18 protein-coding genes are annotated in these 15,942 nt (G+C 71.3%); 16 read left to right on the top strand and 2 right to left on the bottom strand.

Annotated features, from left to right (window positions below):
* Nucleotides 1-74 precede the first annotated feature (74 nt).
* Together ABD369_RS30070 and ABD369_RS30065 are read right to left on the bottom strand one after the other, a co-directional pair.
* Entirely contained in the window at nt 75-512 is a 438-nt protein-coding gene (locus ABD369_RS30070) for an SPDY domain-containing protein (protein ID WP_344639725.1), read from the bottom strand.
* A gap of 61 nt (nt 513-573) precedes the next feature.
* Nucleotides 574-1,329, bottom strand: coding sequence for a DNA-methyltransferase (locus tag ABD369_RS30065; protein WP_344639724.1), 756 nt, complete (start codon nt 1,327-1,329; stop codon nt 574-576).
* Between the two features lie 459 nt (nt 1,330-1,788).
* On the opposite strand from ABD369_RS30065, the gene ABD369_RS30060 reads away from it, so the two are divergent.
* From ABD369_RS30060 to ABD369_RS29985, 16 genes are all read left to right on the top strand, one after another.
* On the top strand, nt 1,789-2,925 hold the full coding sequence (locus ABD369_RS30060; protein WP_425557810.1) for a C40 family peptidase: 1,137 nt from the start codon (nt 1,789-1,791) through the stop codon (nt 2,923-2,925).
* Nucleotides 2,926-3,014: 89 nt separating this feature from the next.
* The gene (locus tag ABD369_RS30055; protein ID WP_218197793.1) at nt 3,015-3,326 is read left to right on the top strand and encodes a DUF6112 family protein; all 312 of its coding nucleotides are present in this window, start codon (nt 3,015-3,017) and stop codon (nt 3,324-3,326) included.
* On the top strand, nt 3,327-4,022 hold the full coding sequence (locus ABD369_RS30050; protein ID WP_344639723.1) for a hypothetical protein: 696 nt from the start codon (nt 3,327-3,329) through the stop codon (nt 4,020-4,022).
* Between the two features lie 92 nt (nt 4,023-4,114).
* The gene (locus ABD369_RS30045) at nt 4,115-5,509 is read left to right on the top strand and encodes an SCO6881 family protein (RefSeq protein ID WP_344639722.1); all 1,395 of its coding nucleotides are present in this window, start codon (nt 4,115-4,117) and stop codon (nt 5,507-5,509) included.
* 160 nt (nt 5,510-5,669) lie between these two features.
* On the top strand, nt 5,670-7,130 hold the full coding sequence (locus ABD369_RS30040) for an SCO6880 family protein (protein ID WP_344639729.1): 1,461 nt from the start codon (nt 5,670-5,672) through the stop codon (nt 7,128-7,130).
* Between the two features lie 17 nt (nt 7,131-7,147).
* Entirely contained in the window at nt 7,148-7,582 is a 435-nt protein-coding gene (locus ABD369_RS30035; protein WP_344639721.1) for a DUF6238 family protein, read from the top strand.
* Nucleotides 7,583-7,610: 28 nt separating this feature from the next.
* Nucleotides 7,611-9,113, top strand: a complete 1,503-nt coding sequence (locus ABD369_RS30030; protein ID WP_344639720.1) for an ATP-binding protein — start codon at nt 7,611-7,613, stop codon at nt 9,111-9,113.
* A gap of 109 nt (nt 9,114-9,222) precedes the next feature.
* Nucleotides 9,223-9,672, top strand: coding sequence for a hypothetical protein (locus ABD369_RS30025; RefSeq protein WP_344639719.1), 450 nt, complete (start codon nt 9,223-9,225; stop codon nt 9,670-9,672).
* Nucleotides 9,673-9,784: 112 nt separating this feature from the next.
* Nucleotides 9,785-10,567, top strand: a complete 783-nt coding sequence (locus ABD369_RS30020; protein WP_344639718.1) for a ParB N-terminal domain-containing protein — start codon at nt 9,785-9,787, stop codon at nt 10,565-10,567.
* A complete protein-coding gene (locus ABD369_RS30015) occupies nt 10,564-11,073 on the top strand; it encodes a hypothetical protein (protein WP_344639717.1) in 510 nt (169 codons plus the stop codon). Before ABD369_RS30020 ends, ABD369_RS30015 begins: the two co-directional genes overlap by 4 nt.
* A gap of 47 nt (nt 11,074-11,120) precedes the next feature.
* On the top strand, nt 11,121-11,777 hold the full coding sequence (locus tag ABD369_RS30010; RefSeq protein WP_344639716.1) for a hypothetical protein: 657 nt from the start codon (nt 11,121-11,123) through the stop codon (nt 11,775-11,777).
* Nucleotides 11,778-12,178: 401 nt separating this feature from the next.
* Nucleotides 12,179-12,472: a hypothetical protein gene (locus ABD369_RS30005; RefSeq protein ID WP_344639715.1), complete on the top strand. Its 294-nt coding sequence runs from the start codon at nt 12,179-12,181 to the stop codon at nt 12,470-12,472.
* A gap of 94 nt (nt 12,473-12,566) precedes the next feature.
* Nucleotides 12,567-12,944 (top strand): hypothetical protein, encoded by a 378-nt coding sequence (locus ABD369_RS30000; protein WP_344639714.1) that lies wholly within the window; start codon nt 12,567-12,569, stop codon nt 12,942-12,944.
* Nucleotides 12,941-13,687 (top strand): hypothetical protein, encoded by a 747-nt coding sequence (locus ABD369_RS29995; RefSeq protein WP_344639713.1) that lies wholly within the window; start codon nt 12,941-12,943, stop codon nt 13,685-13,687. The genes ABD369_RS30000 and ABD369_RS29995 overlap by 4 nt, the downstream gene beginning before the upstream one ends.
* A 41-nt stretch (nt 13,688-13,728) precedes the next feature.
* Nucleotides 13,729-14,667: a hypothetical protein gene (locus tag ABD369_RS29990; RefSeq protein WP_344639712.1), complete on the top strand. Its 939-nt coding sequence runs from the start codon at nt 13,729-13,731 to the stop codon at nt 14,665-14,667.
* Nucleotides 14,668-14,865: 198 nt separating this feature from the next.
* Entirely contained in the window at nt 14,866-15,939 is a 1,074-nt protein-coding gene (locus tag ABD369_RS29985) for a hypothetical protein (protein ID WP_344639711.1), read from the top strand.
* Nucleotides 15,940-15,942 lie beyond the last annotated feature (3 nt).

Raw genomic sequence — 15,942 nt, 5'->3', positions numbered from 1 at the left:
GTGAGTTGCCTACGCGTCACACACAGCGTCCTACCGGATTCCGCCTTCGGGCGGGCACGAAACCGCAATATTGATCACGACATCACACAGGCCCTAGTACCGGTGAGGTCCAGACCGAAGAGCCGGGGGCAGCCGCACCACGTACCGGCAGCGCCAGGGCAGGTGGCGTTGTCGAGGACGTCGGCGGGGTCGGTAAGCGCCGGACCCCGCAGTGCCCGCTGCTGGTCGTAGCGGTCGGGCTTGGCGAGGTCGTGGGCGACGGCGCACAGCAGGAAGCCGATCACCTCCTCCGGCGCGCTGTCCTCGAACCGGGCGCGCCACCGGGCGTGACCGGTGGGGGTGTCGTAGGCGGCGATCGTCACCGAGGGCTCCCAAGCGGTGGCGGCCGGGAAGTGCAGCCGCACGCGCTGGCAGGGGCTGACGAACGCCTCGCCGCCGTCGGGCAGTTGGTGCAGGCTCCACCCGTCGAAGCAGTCGGCCTCGTCCGTGAGGTCGTGCTCGGTGCGGGGCATGGTGGGGCAGTTGCTGGGCAGAGGGGTCTCCTGAGGCGGTGCGAAACGGCGAGGACGTCGGCTATGCCGCGGCCTGGGCGGCCACCTCGGCGGCGGCCTTGGCCTCTGCCAGGCGCTGTTCGGCGATGTCGGCGTAGTGGTCCGTCAGCTCGATGCCGAGGAAGCTGCGGCCTTCGAGGAGCGCGGCGACGCCGGTCGAGCCGGATCCCGCGGTGAAGTCGAGGACCGTGCCGCCGGGCGGGCAGATCTGCACCAGGTCGCGCATCATGCCCACCGGCTTCTGCGTGATGTGCTGGCGCTTGCTGCCCGAGGGCTGGCTGCCCTCCAGCAGGCCGCGCAGGTAGACCGGGTTGCGGTCGCCGTCCATCGCGCCCTTGGAGCCCCACGCGACGAACTCCGCGTTCTGGGTGAAGCGACCCTTCTGCGGACGGGCGGCGGGCTTGTGCCAGGGCACGATGCCGCGCCAGGTCCAGCCGCCGGCCTGCAGCGCGTCCGTGGTGGTGGGCAACTGCCTCCAGTCAGTGAAGACGCAGGCGGTGCCGCCGTCCACGGTCAACCGGTACGCCTCGGTGAGCAGCTGGCTCAGCCAGAAGCCGTAACTGCGCTGGTCCTTGTTCTCGCCGGGGAAGTCCGCCAGGGCCCGCTTGGATCCGGCGGTCGTGTACTTCTCCTTGGCGCTTCGACCGACGCGCTCCTGCGTCGTACGCCCGCCGCTGTTGTAGGGCGGGTCGCAGATGACGCAGTCGACGGTGCCGCTCGGCAGTGCGGCCAGTCGGGTCAGGGCATCGCCCCGGAGAAGGGTGTAGTCGGTCGTCAAATGTCCTCGCAGGAAGTGGGGGCGTTGTTGCGCGAGATGGCCTCGCCGGGCGGCGATTCCGGTCGGGGCGGGCGCACGGAAGGCCCCGCAGCGCAGAGCACCGCCGGGCCTGGAAACGACCCTAGGATTCGCAATATTGCCTATGCAAGGACTTCGGCAATTTTCGCGAATATTCGCGAACTCCTTGCAGAGGCAATATTCCGGCTCCTAGGTTCGTAAACGTCGCCGCAAGCGGTTCGACCTGGCCCGATGGATGCGAGCACTTCCGCCGGAACAACAGCTCACCGCTTTCCCCGCCGCGACTCCCCACTTATCGCCCCAGCGCCGGGCCGCCTTTCGACGGGTCGCCCGCGCCGCCACACGATCGGAGATTTCTTTGACGGGACTTCACCTGCCCATGCCCTTTATCGCCCCGCCGGGGCCGCATCGAAGGGAGTCGCTCCGCCTGCGGCAGGCGGTGTGAAGAAGGTTGCCGCCGGTCTCGGCGCCGCCATTCTTCTGACCCCTTTCGCGCTGATCCTTCCGGTCGCCATGGGCGCGCAGAAGGACGGGAAGTTCGACAGCGGGAGCGGAGCCTGCTCCGGCAGCGGCGGTCCACAGCCTGTGGACACCGCCGCGATCCAGGCGGCGGTCAAGCTGATCCTGTCCGGCGCCGCCGGGCCGACCGCTCCCGTCGCCGGACTGGATCTGCCGAGCGTGCAGATCCCGATGGCCCAGACGATCGTCGCCACCGGCGTCGCCCTCAAGGTGCCGCCGCGCGGCCAGGTGATCGCGCTGGCCACCGCGATGCAGGAGTCGCGGCTGCGGAACCTGTCCAGCGGCGACCGCGACTCGCTCGGGCTGTTCCAGCAGCGCCCTTCCCAAGGGTGGGGCACTGCGGCGCAGTTGCAGGACCCGGTGTACGCGTCCACCGCGTTCTACCAGGCACTGCTCAAGGTGTCAGGTTGGCAGGATCTGCCGCTCACCGTCGCGGCGCAGAAGGTCCAGGCCAGTGGGTACCCGGATGCCTATGCGCAGTGGGAGCCGCTGGCGACCGCTCTGCAGCAGGCGATCGGGACAGCGCTCAAAGCTCCGGTGGCGGGCACCGCCACCCCGGCTCCGAGCGCCTCGCCGAGTTCCTGCACGCCGCCGGGCACCACCACCGACTGGGGCATCATCCCGCCAGGCGTGCTGCCGACTGGCTACCAGATTCCCACCGACGCCCCTGTGGCCGTGCAGTCCGCGATCCGGTGGGCCCTGGGGCAGTTGAACACCCCCTACCAGTGGGGCGGAAGCTGCACCAACAGCCACGGACCCGATCCGATGGGACGCTGCGACTGCTCGGCCCTGATGCAGCAGTCCTACAAGGCAGCTGGGATCACGCTGGAGCGCACCACCTATGCCCAGGTCAAGCAGGGCGTTGCCGTCTCGCCCGACCAACTGCGCGCCGGCGATCTGCTGTTCACCGAGCAGGGCCCCAACGGGCCTGAACACGTGGGCATGTACATCGGCTCCGGCCTGGTGGTGCACGCACCGCACACCGGCGACGTCGTGCGCGTCGCCTCGTACAGCTCGTGGAAATCCGGCGTGATCGCGATCCGCCGAGTAGCCCCCTGAGCCTCTTCCCCTCTTCCCTTCCCGCGCCGGCGTGGCGCCGCTCCGCGCCTCAGCGTACCCAAAACCCCTCTTTGGAGACCCGTTTGTCGTTGATCCTCGCCGCCCAGGCGGCCACCAACCTCGCGTTCGACCCGGGCGTCGCCCCGGCCGAGGGCGGCCTTCCCGGCCTGAGCGTCCTTAAGCAGGTCGTCTCCTCCATCAACCTGTTCGCGGTGATCGCAACCGTCGGCGCGCTCTGCGTCGCCGGCGTCGTCTGGGCCTGGGGCCACCACAGCGGCAGCCATGGCGCCGAACAGAAGGGCAAGCAGGGCGCGATGGTCAGCGCCGGCGTCGCCCTGCTCCTCGGCGCCGCCAACGGCCTGGTCGCCTTCTTCTCGGCCCTGGGGACGCAGGTCAAGTAAGTGCCCAAGCCCAAGTCCCTTGTCTCCGGCGGTGATTCGACGTTCCGCCGTCGGCTTCTGATTGGGCTGGGCGTGCTGCTGGTCGTCGGCCTGCTGGCCGGGCTCCTCGCCCGGCTGGCAGGCGGCGGCCACACCGACCACCCCGCGCCGAGTCCCAGCTCCTCCGTGCTCTCCACCCCTTCGGCCACCGCCTCGGCCCGCCCGAGCGCCACCGCCACCGCCACCGAGGCGGGCACCACCGTGGCCCGCCCCCCGCACACCACCAGCCCGACCGACTTCGCCGCGGCCTTCGTCCAGACGCTGTGGACCTACGACTCGCGCAAGGTCACCCAGCAGGACTTCGTGTCCGGCCTGCGCCTGTGGCTCACCCCGGAGTCCCAGTACGCCGACGGCGACTCCGTCGCCGGCCAGGTGCCCGACCCGGTGCTCTGGTCGCGGCTGCGCGACAGCGGCCAGACCTCCACGGCCAGCAACATCGCCGCCCACGTGCCCGACGCCTACACCAAGGCCATCGAACAGAACCCCGGCACCTTCACCCAGGCCTACATCTACGCCGTCACGGTCACCGCCAAGGTCAACGTCGACTGGGACGGCGGCGGACAGGGCGCCGAGGACCGCGCCATCACCCTCGCCGTCCAGTGCCGACCCGGCAGCGACTGCGCGCTCGCCTCCGTCGCCTCCACCGTGTACCCCTAACCACCCCTGCCCGTCTCTTACTTGAGGAGGAGACCATCGGTTTCTGTGATCTTCCCGGTGCGGGGCTTCTCTGCGACACCGTCGTCGGCGGAGTGTCCGACTCCATCACGGAGAGCATCGGCAACTGGATCGCCAAGTCCTGCGGCGACCTGGCGAAGAGCGCCGTGGACCTGGCCAGCCGCGCCGTCGACAAGACCACCAACGTCGATCTGAACGCCGACTGGTTCCGCAACAACTACGCGCTCATCCTGCCGATCGCGCTGACGATGATCGTGATGACGTTCATCCTGCAGCTCATCAGAGCCGCCTGGCGCCGCGACGGCCAAGCCCTCGGCCAAGCCGTCACCGCCACCGTCAGCAGCATCTTTTTCGCCCTGACCGCGATCACCTTCACCGGCGTCGCCCTGGTGGTGGTCGACGCCCTGTCCCGCGGCCTGTTCACCGTGGCCAACGCCAGCATGGACGACGCGGTGCGCCGCATCGTCAAGGTCTCGATGATCTCGGTCACGTCGCCGCTGGGCTGGGCCATCCCCGCCCTGGTCGCACTCGGCTGCGCCGTCGGCGCGATCCTCTACTGGGGCATGATGATCTTTCGCAAGGTCAGCATCCTGGTGCTCGTGATCCTGGCCCCCTTCGCCGCGGCCGGCGGCCCGTGGGAGCCGACCCGCGACTGGCGGCGGCGCTGGATCGAGGCCACCGCGACCGTGGTCTTCTCCAAGATGGTCATGACGATCATCATGCTCGTCGGCGTCTCCGCGATCGGCAACAGCGAGACCAAGGACGGCATCCAGGCGCTCAGCGACATCATCGCCGGCCTCGTCGTCATGGCCCTGGTCCTGCTGGCCCCCTTCATGATCTACAAGTTCATCCACTGGGCCGGCGACGGCCAGTCGCACGACCTGCACCGCTCCACCGCCGCCGGACTCCAGACCGCCAGCGCCGCAGCCAAGAAGGGCGGGCAGATGGCCATGACCGCGGGCTCCGGCGGAGCAGCGGCCGGAGCGGGCGCGGCCGGCGCCAGCCCCGCCGGGCCTTCCCAGGTCCCCGGCATGCAGTCCGTCGGCACGGGCCAGGGCGGTGGAGGTGGCGGGCCCGAGGGTCCGAGCACCGACACCCTCGCCAAGGCGACGCCCACCTCGTTCAAATACGGCGAGTCCCAGCGTTCCGGCGGCGGCGACGGCGGCGTGCCGCTGGTTAGCCGTCCCGCCACCGACCGGTCCGACGGCGACCAGGGCCGCGCGCTCATCACCCGCGCCGGCACGTCCGGCACCGGATCCGGTGCCCCGTCTGCGTCCGGCGGGTCGAGCCCGGCCGCAGACGCCCACACCGCGGCCGGTTCCCCCGGCCTGTCGACGCCGGGGTCTTCTCCCGCCCCGACCGGCGGCGGCCCGGACTTCGACCCTGTGATCGCCTCGCCCTCCGGACCCGCCGCCTCTGGCGCCAGCACCGGCCAGCGGTTCATCTTTCCGCAGCGCTCGCCGTCCTGACGGCCCGCCGGGCATTGCCCGGCCCCGCGCTTCCCCTCCGCACCCCGCCCGGCAGAAACGTCTCTGCCTTGTCCTCCCTGCGGCCACCTACCGACGTCGGTAGGTGGCCGCCGGCAGGGCCCGGGGTCGCCCTCCCGCCCCCGCACCAAGAGAGCGCCTCCTGAGCACCCCCAGCCAGACCCCCGCCACCATCAAGTTCCCCACCAGAAGCCGCCGGGGCATCCTCCTCGGCCTGACCCTCCCGCAGCTCGTCCTCACCGCGATCGGCGGCGCCGTCCTGCTCGCCGTCCTGATGACGGTCGGCATCGTCGGAGCGCTCGCCCTCACCCCCTTGTGGGTGCTGCTGGCCGCCGTCGTCGTCTTCCGGATCCGCGGCCGGTCGCTGGCCGAGTGGGCGCCGATCGCCCTGCGCTACTGGCTGCGCCGCACCCGCGGCCAGCTGCTGTGGCTGGCCCGCCCCTCGACCCGCCCCCGCATCGAGGGCCTGCTCCACCTGCCCGGCACCGCCGCCTCGCTGCGCGCGGTCACCTCCCCCGACCGCCGTCTCGGCGCGGTCCACGACCAGCAGCAGGCCACCCTCACCGCCGTCACCCGCGTCAGCAGCCGCGCGTTCGCGCTGCTCGATCCCTCCACGCAAGCCGGCAACGTCGCCGGGTGGGGAAGGGCGCTGGCCGCGCTGTCCCGCTCCGGGCAGATCGCCCGCATCCAGGTGATGGAGCGCACCGTCCCGGACTCCGGTGATGCCCTGCAGCGGTACTGGCTGGAGCACGGCCGGCCCAACACGCCGGTCGCAGGCCCGATCTACGAGGACCTGCTCTCCGCCGCCGGCCCATCCGCCGCGCCCCACGAGGCCTACATCGCCATCGCGCTGGACCTGCGCGCCGCCCGCCGCCTGATCAACCAGGCCGGAGGCGGCCTGGCCGGAGCGTTCGCCGTCCTCCAGCAGCTCACCTCCAGCCTCGACGCCTCCGTCCGCAGCGCGGGGCTGACCCCCGGCGGCTGGCTGACCGCCGGCGAGATCGCGGCCACGGTCCGCACCGCCTACGACCCCGCGGTCCTCGGTGCGCTGGAACGCTGGTCCGACTCCGGCCGCCCCGAGGCCGATGTCGCCGCCGCCGGTCCGGTTGTGCTGGTCGAGGAGACGGAAAAAATCCGCACCGACTCCGCGCACCACGCCGTCTTCTGGATCGAGCAGTGGCCCCGTACCGAGACATCGGCCGGCTTCCTCCACCAACTCCTCTACTCCTCCGGCGTCCGGCGCACCCTCTCGCTCCTCTACACCCCCCAGCAGCTCGACGCCGCCCTCAAGGACGTCCAGCGCAAGAAGGCGACGATCATCTCGGACGCCGCCGAGCGCGTGCGCCGCGGCCAGGTCGACTCCGAGGCCGACACCGTCGAGTACGCCGACGTCAAGCAGCGCGAGTTGCAGCTCATCGCCGGCCACGCCGACGTCGCCATGACCGGCCTGCTCGTCGTCTCCGCCGACGACGCCGACCAGCTCAGCGCCGCGTGCGCCCAGGTCGAGACCGCCGCCGTCGCCGCCCTGATCGACCTGCGCCGCCTGACGATGCAGCAGGCCGAGGCTTTCACCGCTGCCGCCCTCCCCCTGGCCCGACTCTGACCGCCGAAGGGCACCCCATGCACCACGACGAGACGAACCTGATCGGGTTCGCCACCGCTTCCCTCGCCTGCCATCGCGCCACAGAGCTGACCAGCGACCAGCCGCTGACCCGCGAGGAACTCGACGCTCTGCACGAGCACGTCGTCGCCCTCCACCTCCTGGTCGACCAGGCGACGGTCCGCACCCGTGCCCACGTCGCCACCGAAGGCGCTCACCTGCACAACGGGCGAATCCGGCTGTGGCAGACCGCCGAGCACCTTCACGCCGCCTACCACGCAGCCCCGCGCGACGACGGCCGGCTGCCCACCCGCGAGGCATGCGGACTGCGGCTACCGGAGGGCGCCCCCGAGCTGACGATCTGCCAGCGCCACCTCAAGACCTCCAAGCGGGTGCGGTACTTCACCACACCCGCAGATCTGCAAGCCGTCACCACCGGCATGATCCGTCACTAGCCGGCCCGGCGAGAAGAGACCCACCCCCTTGCGCATACGCACCAGCACCAGCGCCAGCGCGCTGTTCACCCCCACCCGCCGTGGCCGCGACGAGCGCCGCCAAGCGCGGCGCGACCTCGCCGCCGCCCAGCGCGAGGCCCGCCTCGCCGATCGGCCCGACCATCGCACCGACACCGCCGTCGACGAACTCGACGAGCGCCCCACCTACCCGGCCGCCGGCCGACCCGGTCCCGCCTCCGCCCGCGGCGGCAAGCTCAAGCTCCCGCCGCACCGCATGACCACCGCCGTCGCCGCCGGAGCATTCCCCTTCCTCGCCGAAGGCGGCCTCGGCGCGGGCGGCATCTACATCGGCCGCGACGTGCATGCCGAAGCCGGATTCTCATTCGACCCGTTCAGCTTGTACGGCAAGGTCGAGGGCTTTACCAACCCCAACGTCCTGCTGGCCGGAGTCATCGGCATGGGCAAGAGCGCACTCGCCAAGTCGCTTGCACTGCGCAGCATCGCGCACGGCTACAAGGTCTACATCCCCTGCGACCCCAAGGGGGAATGGAGCGGGGTGGCCGAGGCACTCGGCGGGCGCACCATCGCGCTCGGCCCCGGGATGAGCGGCAGGCTGAACCCCTTGGACGCGCCCGCCGCCCCCGCCGGAGCCAACCCCACCGACTGGGCGGCAGAGGTCCGCAAGCGACGACTCCTGCTGCTCAGCGCACTCGCCCGCACCGTGCTCCACCGCGATCTGGCCCCGATGGAGCACACCGCGCTCGACATCGCGCTCGACGAGGTCGTCGCCGACGCCGAGCACGCCCGCCGGGTGCCGCTACTCGGGGACATCGCCGCGATGCTCGGCAACGCCCGCCGCCTCGACGACGCCCTCGGCGACCCCGCCCGCCGCCTCGGCGCCGCGGCCGAGGACCTCGCCCACGCGCTACGGCGCCTGGTGCAGGGCGACTTGGCCGGCATGTTCGACGCGCCGAGCACCGTGGAATTCGACCCGAAGGCGCCGATGCTGAGCATCGACCTGTCCCAGCTCGGCTCCGCCGGGGACGACACCGGACTGATCCTGGCCATGACCTGCGCCTCGGCGTGGATGGAGGCCGCGCTGTCGGACCCCGGCAGCGGACGGCGCTGGGTCGTCTACGACGAGGCATGGCGGCTCCTGCGCCACCTGCCGCTGCTCGAACGCATGCAGCAGCAGTGGAAGCTCAGCCGCGGCCTCGGCATCGCCAACCTCCTGGTGATCCACCGCCTGTCCGACCTGCTGTCGGCAGGCGACGCCGGCTCCCGCGGCCGGGCCCTGGCCGAGGGTCTGCTCACCGACTGCGCGACACGCATCATCTACCGCCAGGAACCCGACCAACTCGCCGCCACCGCAAGCCTGCTGGGTCTCACCGGCGTCGAAACCCAGGCCATCGCCGCGCTGACCCGAGGACGCGGCCTCTACAAGATCGCCGGGCGGAGCTTCGTGGTGCAGCACCTGCTCCACCCCGCCGAGCGCGGCCTCTACGACACCGACAGTCGTATGAAGGCATGAGCTGATCAGCCTCAGCAGCCCAACCCCAAACAAGCTGCGCGACGCGACCCCTACCCCACCCCCACATCCCGCGCCCCAGTGCCTGGGAGCAGAACCGACAGGAACCACGATGAGCACCGACAACGCTAGCCCGCTTCAGCCCCGCGCAACGGGCTTCTGGCTGACTGACCGCGAACTGCGCGCACGACTGCACATGGCCGTCGAAGAGCTCGTGACCATGATCACGCACGCCCTGCGAGACGACGTCAAGCTCGTCGATGCGCTCGAGTCCTTCGCCGCCGAGGAGTGCGGGAACGCCGGTCTGGACGCTGCCTACGTCCCTCTCATCCAGGCCCACGCCGCACACATCATCGCCAACTGGACGATCGACCAGACCGCCATCGGCCCCCTCGACCTCCAGCTCCTGTTCGGGCTCGACGACTTCGTCAAGCTCCCCGGCAAGGTCCAGTCCGCTCTGCTGGACCAGTACACCGCAGACGAGTCGCAGTGGGAGGACTTCGCGCCCTCGCTGGGCCCCGATCTCTACCTGGACCGGTACGACGAACTCATGGGCGGCTGACCACCAGAGCAGCGCGCCTCCCCACAGTAACGGCTCCCGACGGAGCCATGCCGCCCCCACATCACCCAAGGACACCATCATCGAGTTCCATCCCACCGCCGCCACATTCCCCATGCTCGACGAAGATGAGCTGCTCGCCCTCGCCGAGGACATCAAGGCGAACGGCCAGTACTACCCGATCATGCTGGATAGCCTCGGCCGCGTCCTCGACGGCCGAAACCGCCTTCGGGCATGCGAGATCGCTGGCGTTGAGCCGCAATTCGCCACCTACGGCGGGTCCACCCCGGTCGCTTATGCCCTCCGGGTCAACATTCGGCGCCGCAACCTAACCAAGGGCCAGAGCGCGATGGTCGCGGCTAAGGCCTGTTCAGATTCCGAACTGGAAGGCTGTTCAAAAAGCGAACTGACCGCCCGTTCAATTTCCGAACAGATCGGCGTCTCGCTTGGACTGGTCGGACAGGCCATGACGGTCGTGCGCCACGCCCCCGGCCTGATCGATCAGGTCATTGCTGGCGCGATGGGCCTGGACGAGGCGTACAAGACTGCGCGCGAGGCCAAGGCGCAGAGGGACTCGGTGGAGAACCAGCTTGCCCGACTCCGCGCGGAGGATCCGGAGCTGGCGGACAAGGTCGTCGAGGGCGTGCTGAGCCTGCCGGCGGCGTGGACGGAGCGCAAGGAGCGTGCGGAAGAGGAGGTCCGACAGCGCCGGGTGGCCACCCAGTTCCTGTGCGAAGTGGTGCCGCCGCTCGCACAGGCCCGCGGCACCGACACCGTCAAGCTCTACGATCCGCAGTTCATGCTGACTGGCCGGGCGATCACCAATGAGGTGATCGAGCAGGCGATGGCCGCGCTGGCCGAAATGGCCGAGGCCTGGCGGGAGCGTGAGGCTGCATGAGTGCGACCGCCGAAGTACGACTGTGGGAGATCGTCGAGGAAGCAGCCCGTGCCGTTACTGACGATACCGGCCGCTTCCGCAAGGGCGATCTCGAATCCGAGGTTCGCCAGCGGCTCACCGACACCGACCTCGAAGCGCACGTCCAGGCTGCCGCCCTCGACAAGCTCGCGCACGGCCTGGTGCGCGGCTTCGGCGAACGCCGCAGCCCCAACCCCCGCCGCCGATCCGGCATGTTCCACCCTCACGGGATCCTGAAGCTAGGTTCCGGGATCTGGGCGTGGATGGAGCTCGCCACGCCGACCGACCTCCTGGAGTGGGGCCGGCTCTCCACGCGCAACCTGGCCCAGGTGGCACGCGCCGAAGCTGACCGGCAGGACTACGTCGCCGAGCGCCTCGACGCATTCCGGGTCCATGACGGCCTCCTGCTCGGCCAGCTGGAGCGGATCGTCTTCGGCTACGTCCACAACCTAGACGACGGGCCAGACTTCGGCATCCACGAGGAGTAGCCGCGTTGCCCAGTTCCTCGCCCCCACCCCTCGCTGAACGGAGGACCGTGCCCCCACGCACCATCACCATCGCCGTCGACCCCGCTCTCGACACGGTCGCCGCCCTGGCCGTCGACCGCTCCAGCCGCCAGTGGCTGGAGCAGGCCGGCTTCGTCCGCGACGACGCCACCGGACTGCACCGCCTGCGCCGGGACACCCCCGCATCCATCGGACAGCGGATCTCCGCAGAAGCCACCCGCCTGCTGACAACGTCCGGCTACACCGTGCTGCGGCTGTACTCCGAGGACGAGCGGCAGCAGGCCCTCGCGGTCTCTCCCGAGCAGGGGCCTGCGCTGACCCGCGAGCCGGGAACGATCTGGATGCACCACATCGCCTCGGACGTCGCGGCCGGGCACCTCGTTGTCCATGCCCGGCTCAGCGTGGCGGGCGGCGAGACCAAACTGCTGGCCAGCTACCCCATGACCGGCGGCGCGGCGATCTTCTCCACCGAGGGCGGCGGCTACTTCGGCGTCACCGAGTACGCAGACCTCGAGACCGCGACAGCCGACTTCGGACACCCCCTGGAACCGAGCACCCCACCGTTCCCCTCCCGACGAGCGGCAGCGTCCTCACGCACCGCGCCGCTCTCGGCCCCGTCCACGGCGGTCGCCGCCTCCCGCGCGGACCATTCGCCCGCAGTGGCTGGCGCCAGCCGCGCACGCTGACGGCCCAGCACACCACTCCCCCTTCCTCCCGCCCTTGGAGGGCCTTCCTGTCTACTCGTTCGGTCATCGCCCGTCCCACCGACACCGGCGGCTACACCGGCATCTACTGCCACTTCGACGGCTACCCCAGCCACCAGCTGCCCCTACTGCTCACCGCCTACCAGCACCGCTTCGGTGGAGACGCCGAGGCCCTGGCCGCCTACCTCATCGACTCCCCCGCCATCGGCTGGTCGAGCCTCGGCAACGACCTGCTCGAGGGCGCACCCGAGGACATACGAAGCGCCGTCGACTACGGGCTCAGCAAACAGTTCGACGCCGGCGACATCTTCACCGCGGACGGGTCGCCGCCCGCGAAGGACATCGTCAGCAGCGACAACACCTCGGGGCTGGACTGGGCCTACGTGCTGCATCCGCACGGCGTGGAGGTGATCGGCCTGTACGAGCACGAGCGCGGGCCGCTGGTTCCCTGGACCACCGACCCGGCCTCGCGGTTCAGCGACCACGCCCACCTCTGGGCCCGGGATCGGGGTCTGCCGCTTCAGGCCCCGCCGCCGACCGCCGCTGCGGCGGCGGCCAGGGCGACCTCGGGCACGATCCGCTCCGCTTCGGCCCAGCCCAAAGGCCTGATCGATCCCGGCCAAGCTCCCTCCGCGCCCGTCGCTGCCCAGCCGGTCGCCACCGGCCGGGCGCGCTGAGCACCCACCCCACCCTCGCTCCGGTCTCCCCGCCCGGCCGCCGGACCCCGGACAGCCTTTCCCGTAGATCTGCCCCACGTTTTTGGAGTGCCATTTGCCCGCATCGCTCACCCGTCTCGATTCCCGCGTCGAGGCGGCTCTCGGCACCAGCATCGCCGCCCTCCACGCGGAAGAAGCCCGTCTGTCTGCCCAGGCCGCCCGGGTACTGGACGCCCATCGCGCGCTGTCGAAGGCCGAGGCCACCGTCGCCTTCGAGCGCATCCGGCTGCTGATCTGCGCCGACCGCCAGCGGCGGGTCGACGACCAGTTGCTCGCCGACCTCAGCGACCAGCTGGAGGTACTGGAGGACGCCGCGGCCGAGCGCGACCAGGCCGAGGCCGATCTGCTGGCGCGCATCAAGGAGCTGCAGCACCGCCCGCCGGTCGCCGCCGTGCCGATCGTTGTGTCAGCCGCGCCCGCACGGCACCGGTGACCGTTCCCCGCCACGCCAGGACAACCGACCTGGCTTTCGGCTGGGACTTCGACTGGGGCGAATTCGTCGTCGCACCACGACGCCTGGAACCGGCCGTCGAGGAGATCCTCGACGAGGCCGGCTTCTGGTACCGGGCGGAGTCGCTGGGGGCTTGGTACATGCACCGGTCGGTTCCGATGTTCGAGCAGGCCGATGCTGCGGCGGCTGCGATCGGCCTGCTTGCGGCAGCCGGCAAGCGGGTGCGTAACTGGCACGCGCCGCAGCAGCGCTCGGCCGACGTGGTCCGGCACTACGCCTGGCTGACCTCGCAGGCCCCGTTCCCGCATGCCGAGGCGACCTCGGAGGCGGCCTGCGCCGAGGCAGGCCGCCGGTTGAGCAAGCTCCAGTCGCCCGACTCCCGGACGGTCACCGAGCTAATCGCGCGGGGCGAGCTGCTGGTGGAGGCGCGGCGCACGTTCGACGAGAACGAGTGGATGATCGCTTCGGAGCGCGGCAAGCCCGATCACTACCTGGAGCTGCGCCACCACCTTCCCCGGCATGAGACGTCCGTCACGGGCGACGTTCCCGAAGCGTTCGCCGGCCACGTCCGCAGGAGCTTTCGGCAGCTCATCCTGCGTGAGACCCGGCCGCCGGCATCCACCCGTGCCCGCGCCGCCGCCCTGACCTCCAGGGCCTTCGCCCCCAGACAGGCCCATGACTCCGCGGCCCATACCCCTGCGGCCACGCCCGGTCGGCGGCGCTGACCGAGCCCCCTTCACCTCCCATCAGCAAACCGAGGATCTCCTTGTCCGACATCTCCTTCGCGCCGGGCTCGGACGGTGCCATCACCGCCCGGCTCAAGCCCAACGCACCCGACAGTGCGCACCTGCTCCTTGAGCAGAACGGCGCCACCCGCGACCCCGGCACCGGGGAGTACCTGTTCAGTGGGCCGGACGCCGTCGCCCGCGCCGCCCAGGCCGCGTATCTCCTCACGGCGGCCTCCACCGAACCGGCACCCTCCCGCCTGCCGGTGGACGGTGCCGACGTCGTCTTCGCCCGGCACCACAGCGACGGCATCGTCGCGGCGACCGCGACCGACGCCACCGAGGGCCTGGTGCCCGATGTCCTGCGCCAGTTCGGGTTCCGCTACGACGGCTCGGCGCCTGACCGCGATATCTACCTGCCGCCCGCCGGGGCGAGCGAGCGGCAGGCGCTGGTGGCGGCGGCCCGGGCGAGTCTGGTCCTGCAGGGTCTGGGCCTCCAGGTCGCCACCATCGGGCTCGCCGCGCCTCCGGCGTCCGCCGACCGGCTGGCCGAAGCCGCCGAGGACCTGGCCCTCGAAACGGTCCATCTGCGCAGCCTCACCGACAGCCGCGACGTGGCCGACGTGCTGGACATCGCCCTTGACCCGCGGACGGGAGCGCTGCCCAACCTCGTCGAACTGCTCGACTCCACCCAGGCGTTCATCGACCGGCTTCCCCTGGAGCAGGGCGAGGTCCTCGGCGCCCAGATGGGCATCGCGAAGCACCAGGCGGCCAGCCTCTCCGAGACCCTCACCACCGTCCAGACCGGCCTGGTCGATCTCGGCACCGCCGTCGAGGCGCCGATCGCCACGGCGCGCAGCGTTCGGGCCACTGCGGCGAGCGCCGTGACCGCACGGGGGCTGTCCGCCGGCCCGATCATCCAGGCCGCCCCCGCCGCCCGCACGGTGTCCGCCGCCCCCTCCACCGCCGCCACGCTTTAGGAGATCCGTATCACCGACAGCCCCGCCATCCGTATCGTCCGCCACCCCCAGCACGGCGTCGCCGCCACCGGCCTGGAGCACGCCACCTACCAGCAGCGACGCCTGCTGGCCGACTACGGCTTCAGCCCCATCCCCGGCACCGCCGACTACGGCTTCGCCGGCGAGACCGACAGCCTGATCCTGCACGCCCGCCAGACGGTGGCGGCCCTGCGCGCCACCGGTGCCGATGTCCGCCCGGACCCGGGATTCGAGTACGACGCCCACCCGGGCTACCCCTCCCCTTCATCTGTCGCCGCAGGACTCGGCACGAAGATCGTCACTCCCGGGGCCGCCCCGGTCACCCCGCTGGCACCCGCAGCGGCCGAGCGCGCCGACGTGGCGGTGGGCACCCATCCCGAGCACGGCATCACCGCCACCAACACCAGCAACAGCCCGGAGGCCGCCCGGCTCCTGGCGAAGGCCGGCTTCTACCGGGTGCCCGACCATCCGACGCTCTTCGCCCTGACCAGGCAGGAGGCGGGTGGGGTGGAGCGGGCCACGGACACCGTGGCGCGGCTGCGCGCGGCGGGGCTGAGCGTCGCGGCGGACGCCGCGTACGACCCGGAACACGCCCCCGACAATCCCGGCGACCTGTTCAACACCCGCCTGATCAAGATCGCCGCTACGCCGCCCGCCAAGGCCGAGGTGGTGGAGGATCCCTTCGCCACCCGGATCATCCCGGCGCCCAAGCAGGACACGGATCGCACCAACGCGCCTGCGGCCGAGCTGGATCCCTTCGCCACCCAGCTGCACCCGGCGCCGAAGCAGGACGCGGATCGCACCAACGTGCCTGCGGTCGGGCTGGACCCGTTCGCCACCCAGCTGCACCCGGCTCCCGCGAGGGCAGACACGGACCGTCGGATGGGCGCGCTGCTGAGCAACCGGCAGGCGGCGCTCTCCGCGGTCGAGGAGATCCTCGCCGGGCTCTCCCAGCAGCTGAGCGACGATCCCCAGGCCCTGGATCCCGCCCAGGTGTCTGCCGTGCTGGGGCAGGCCCAGACCACACTCGGCGGCGTCCGCCGCGACCTGGAGACGATCTCCGCAGCGGCCCCCGCCCGCGCGGGACGCCCCATGCAGGCCGCCCGGCCGGCCGTCTCGCCCGCGCTCGGTGCCCGCGCCCAGGCCGCCGCCACCACCAGCCTGCGCCTTGGCCGGGTCACCGCTGCCCAGCCCGTCGAAGCCGCCGCCCAGCCGGTCGACCCGCGCCTGGCCTACAGCATCCACACCCGCTGACCG

The organism is Kitasatospora cystarginea, assembly GCF_039533515.1.
Classification (GTDB): domain Bacteria; phylum Actinomycetota; class Actinomycetes; order Streptomycetales; family Streptomycetaceae; genus Kitasatospora; species Kitasatospora cystarginea.
The sequence above is the reverse complement of the archived record's forward strand: the minus strand, read 5'-3'. Positions and strand labels throughout refer to the sequence as shown.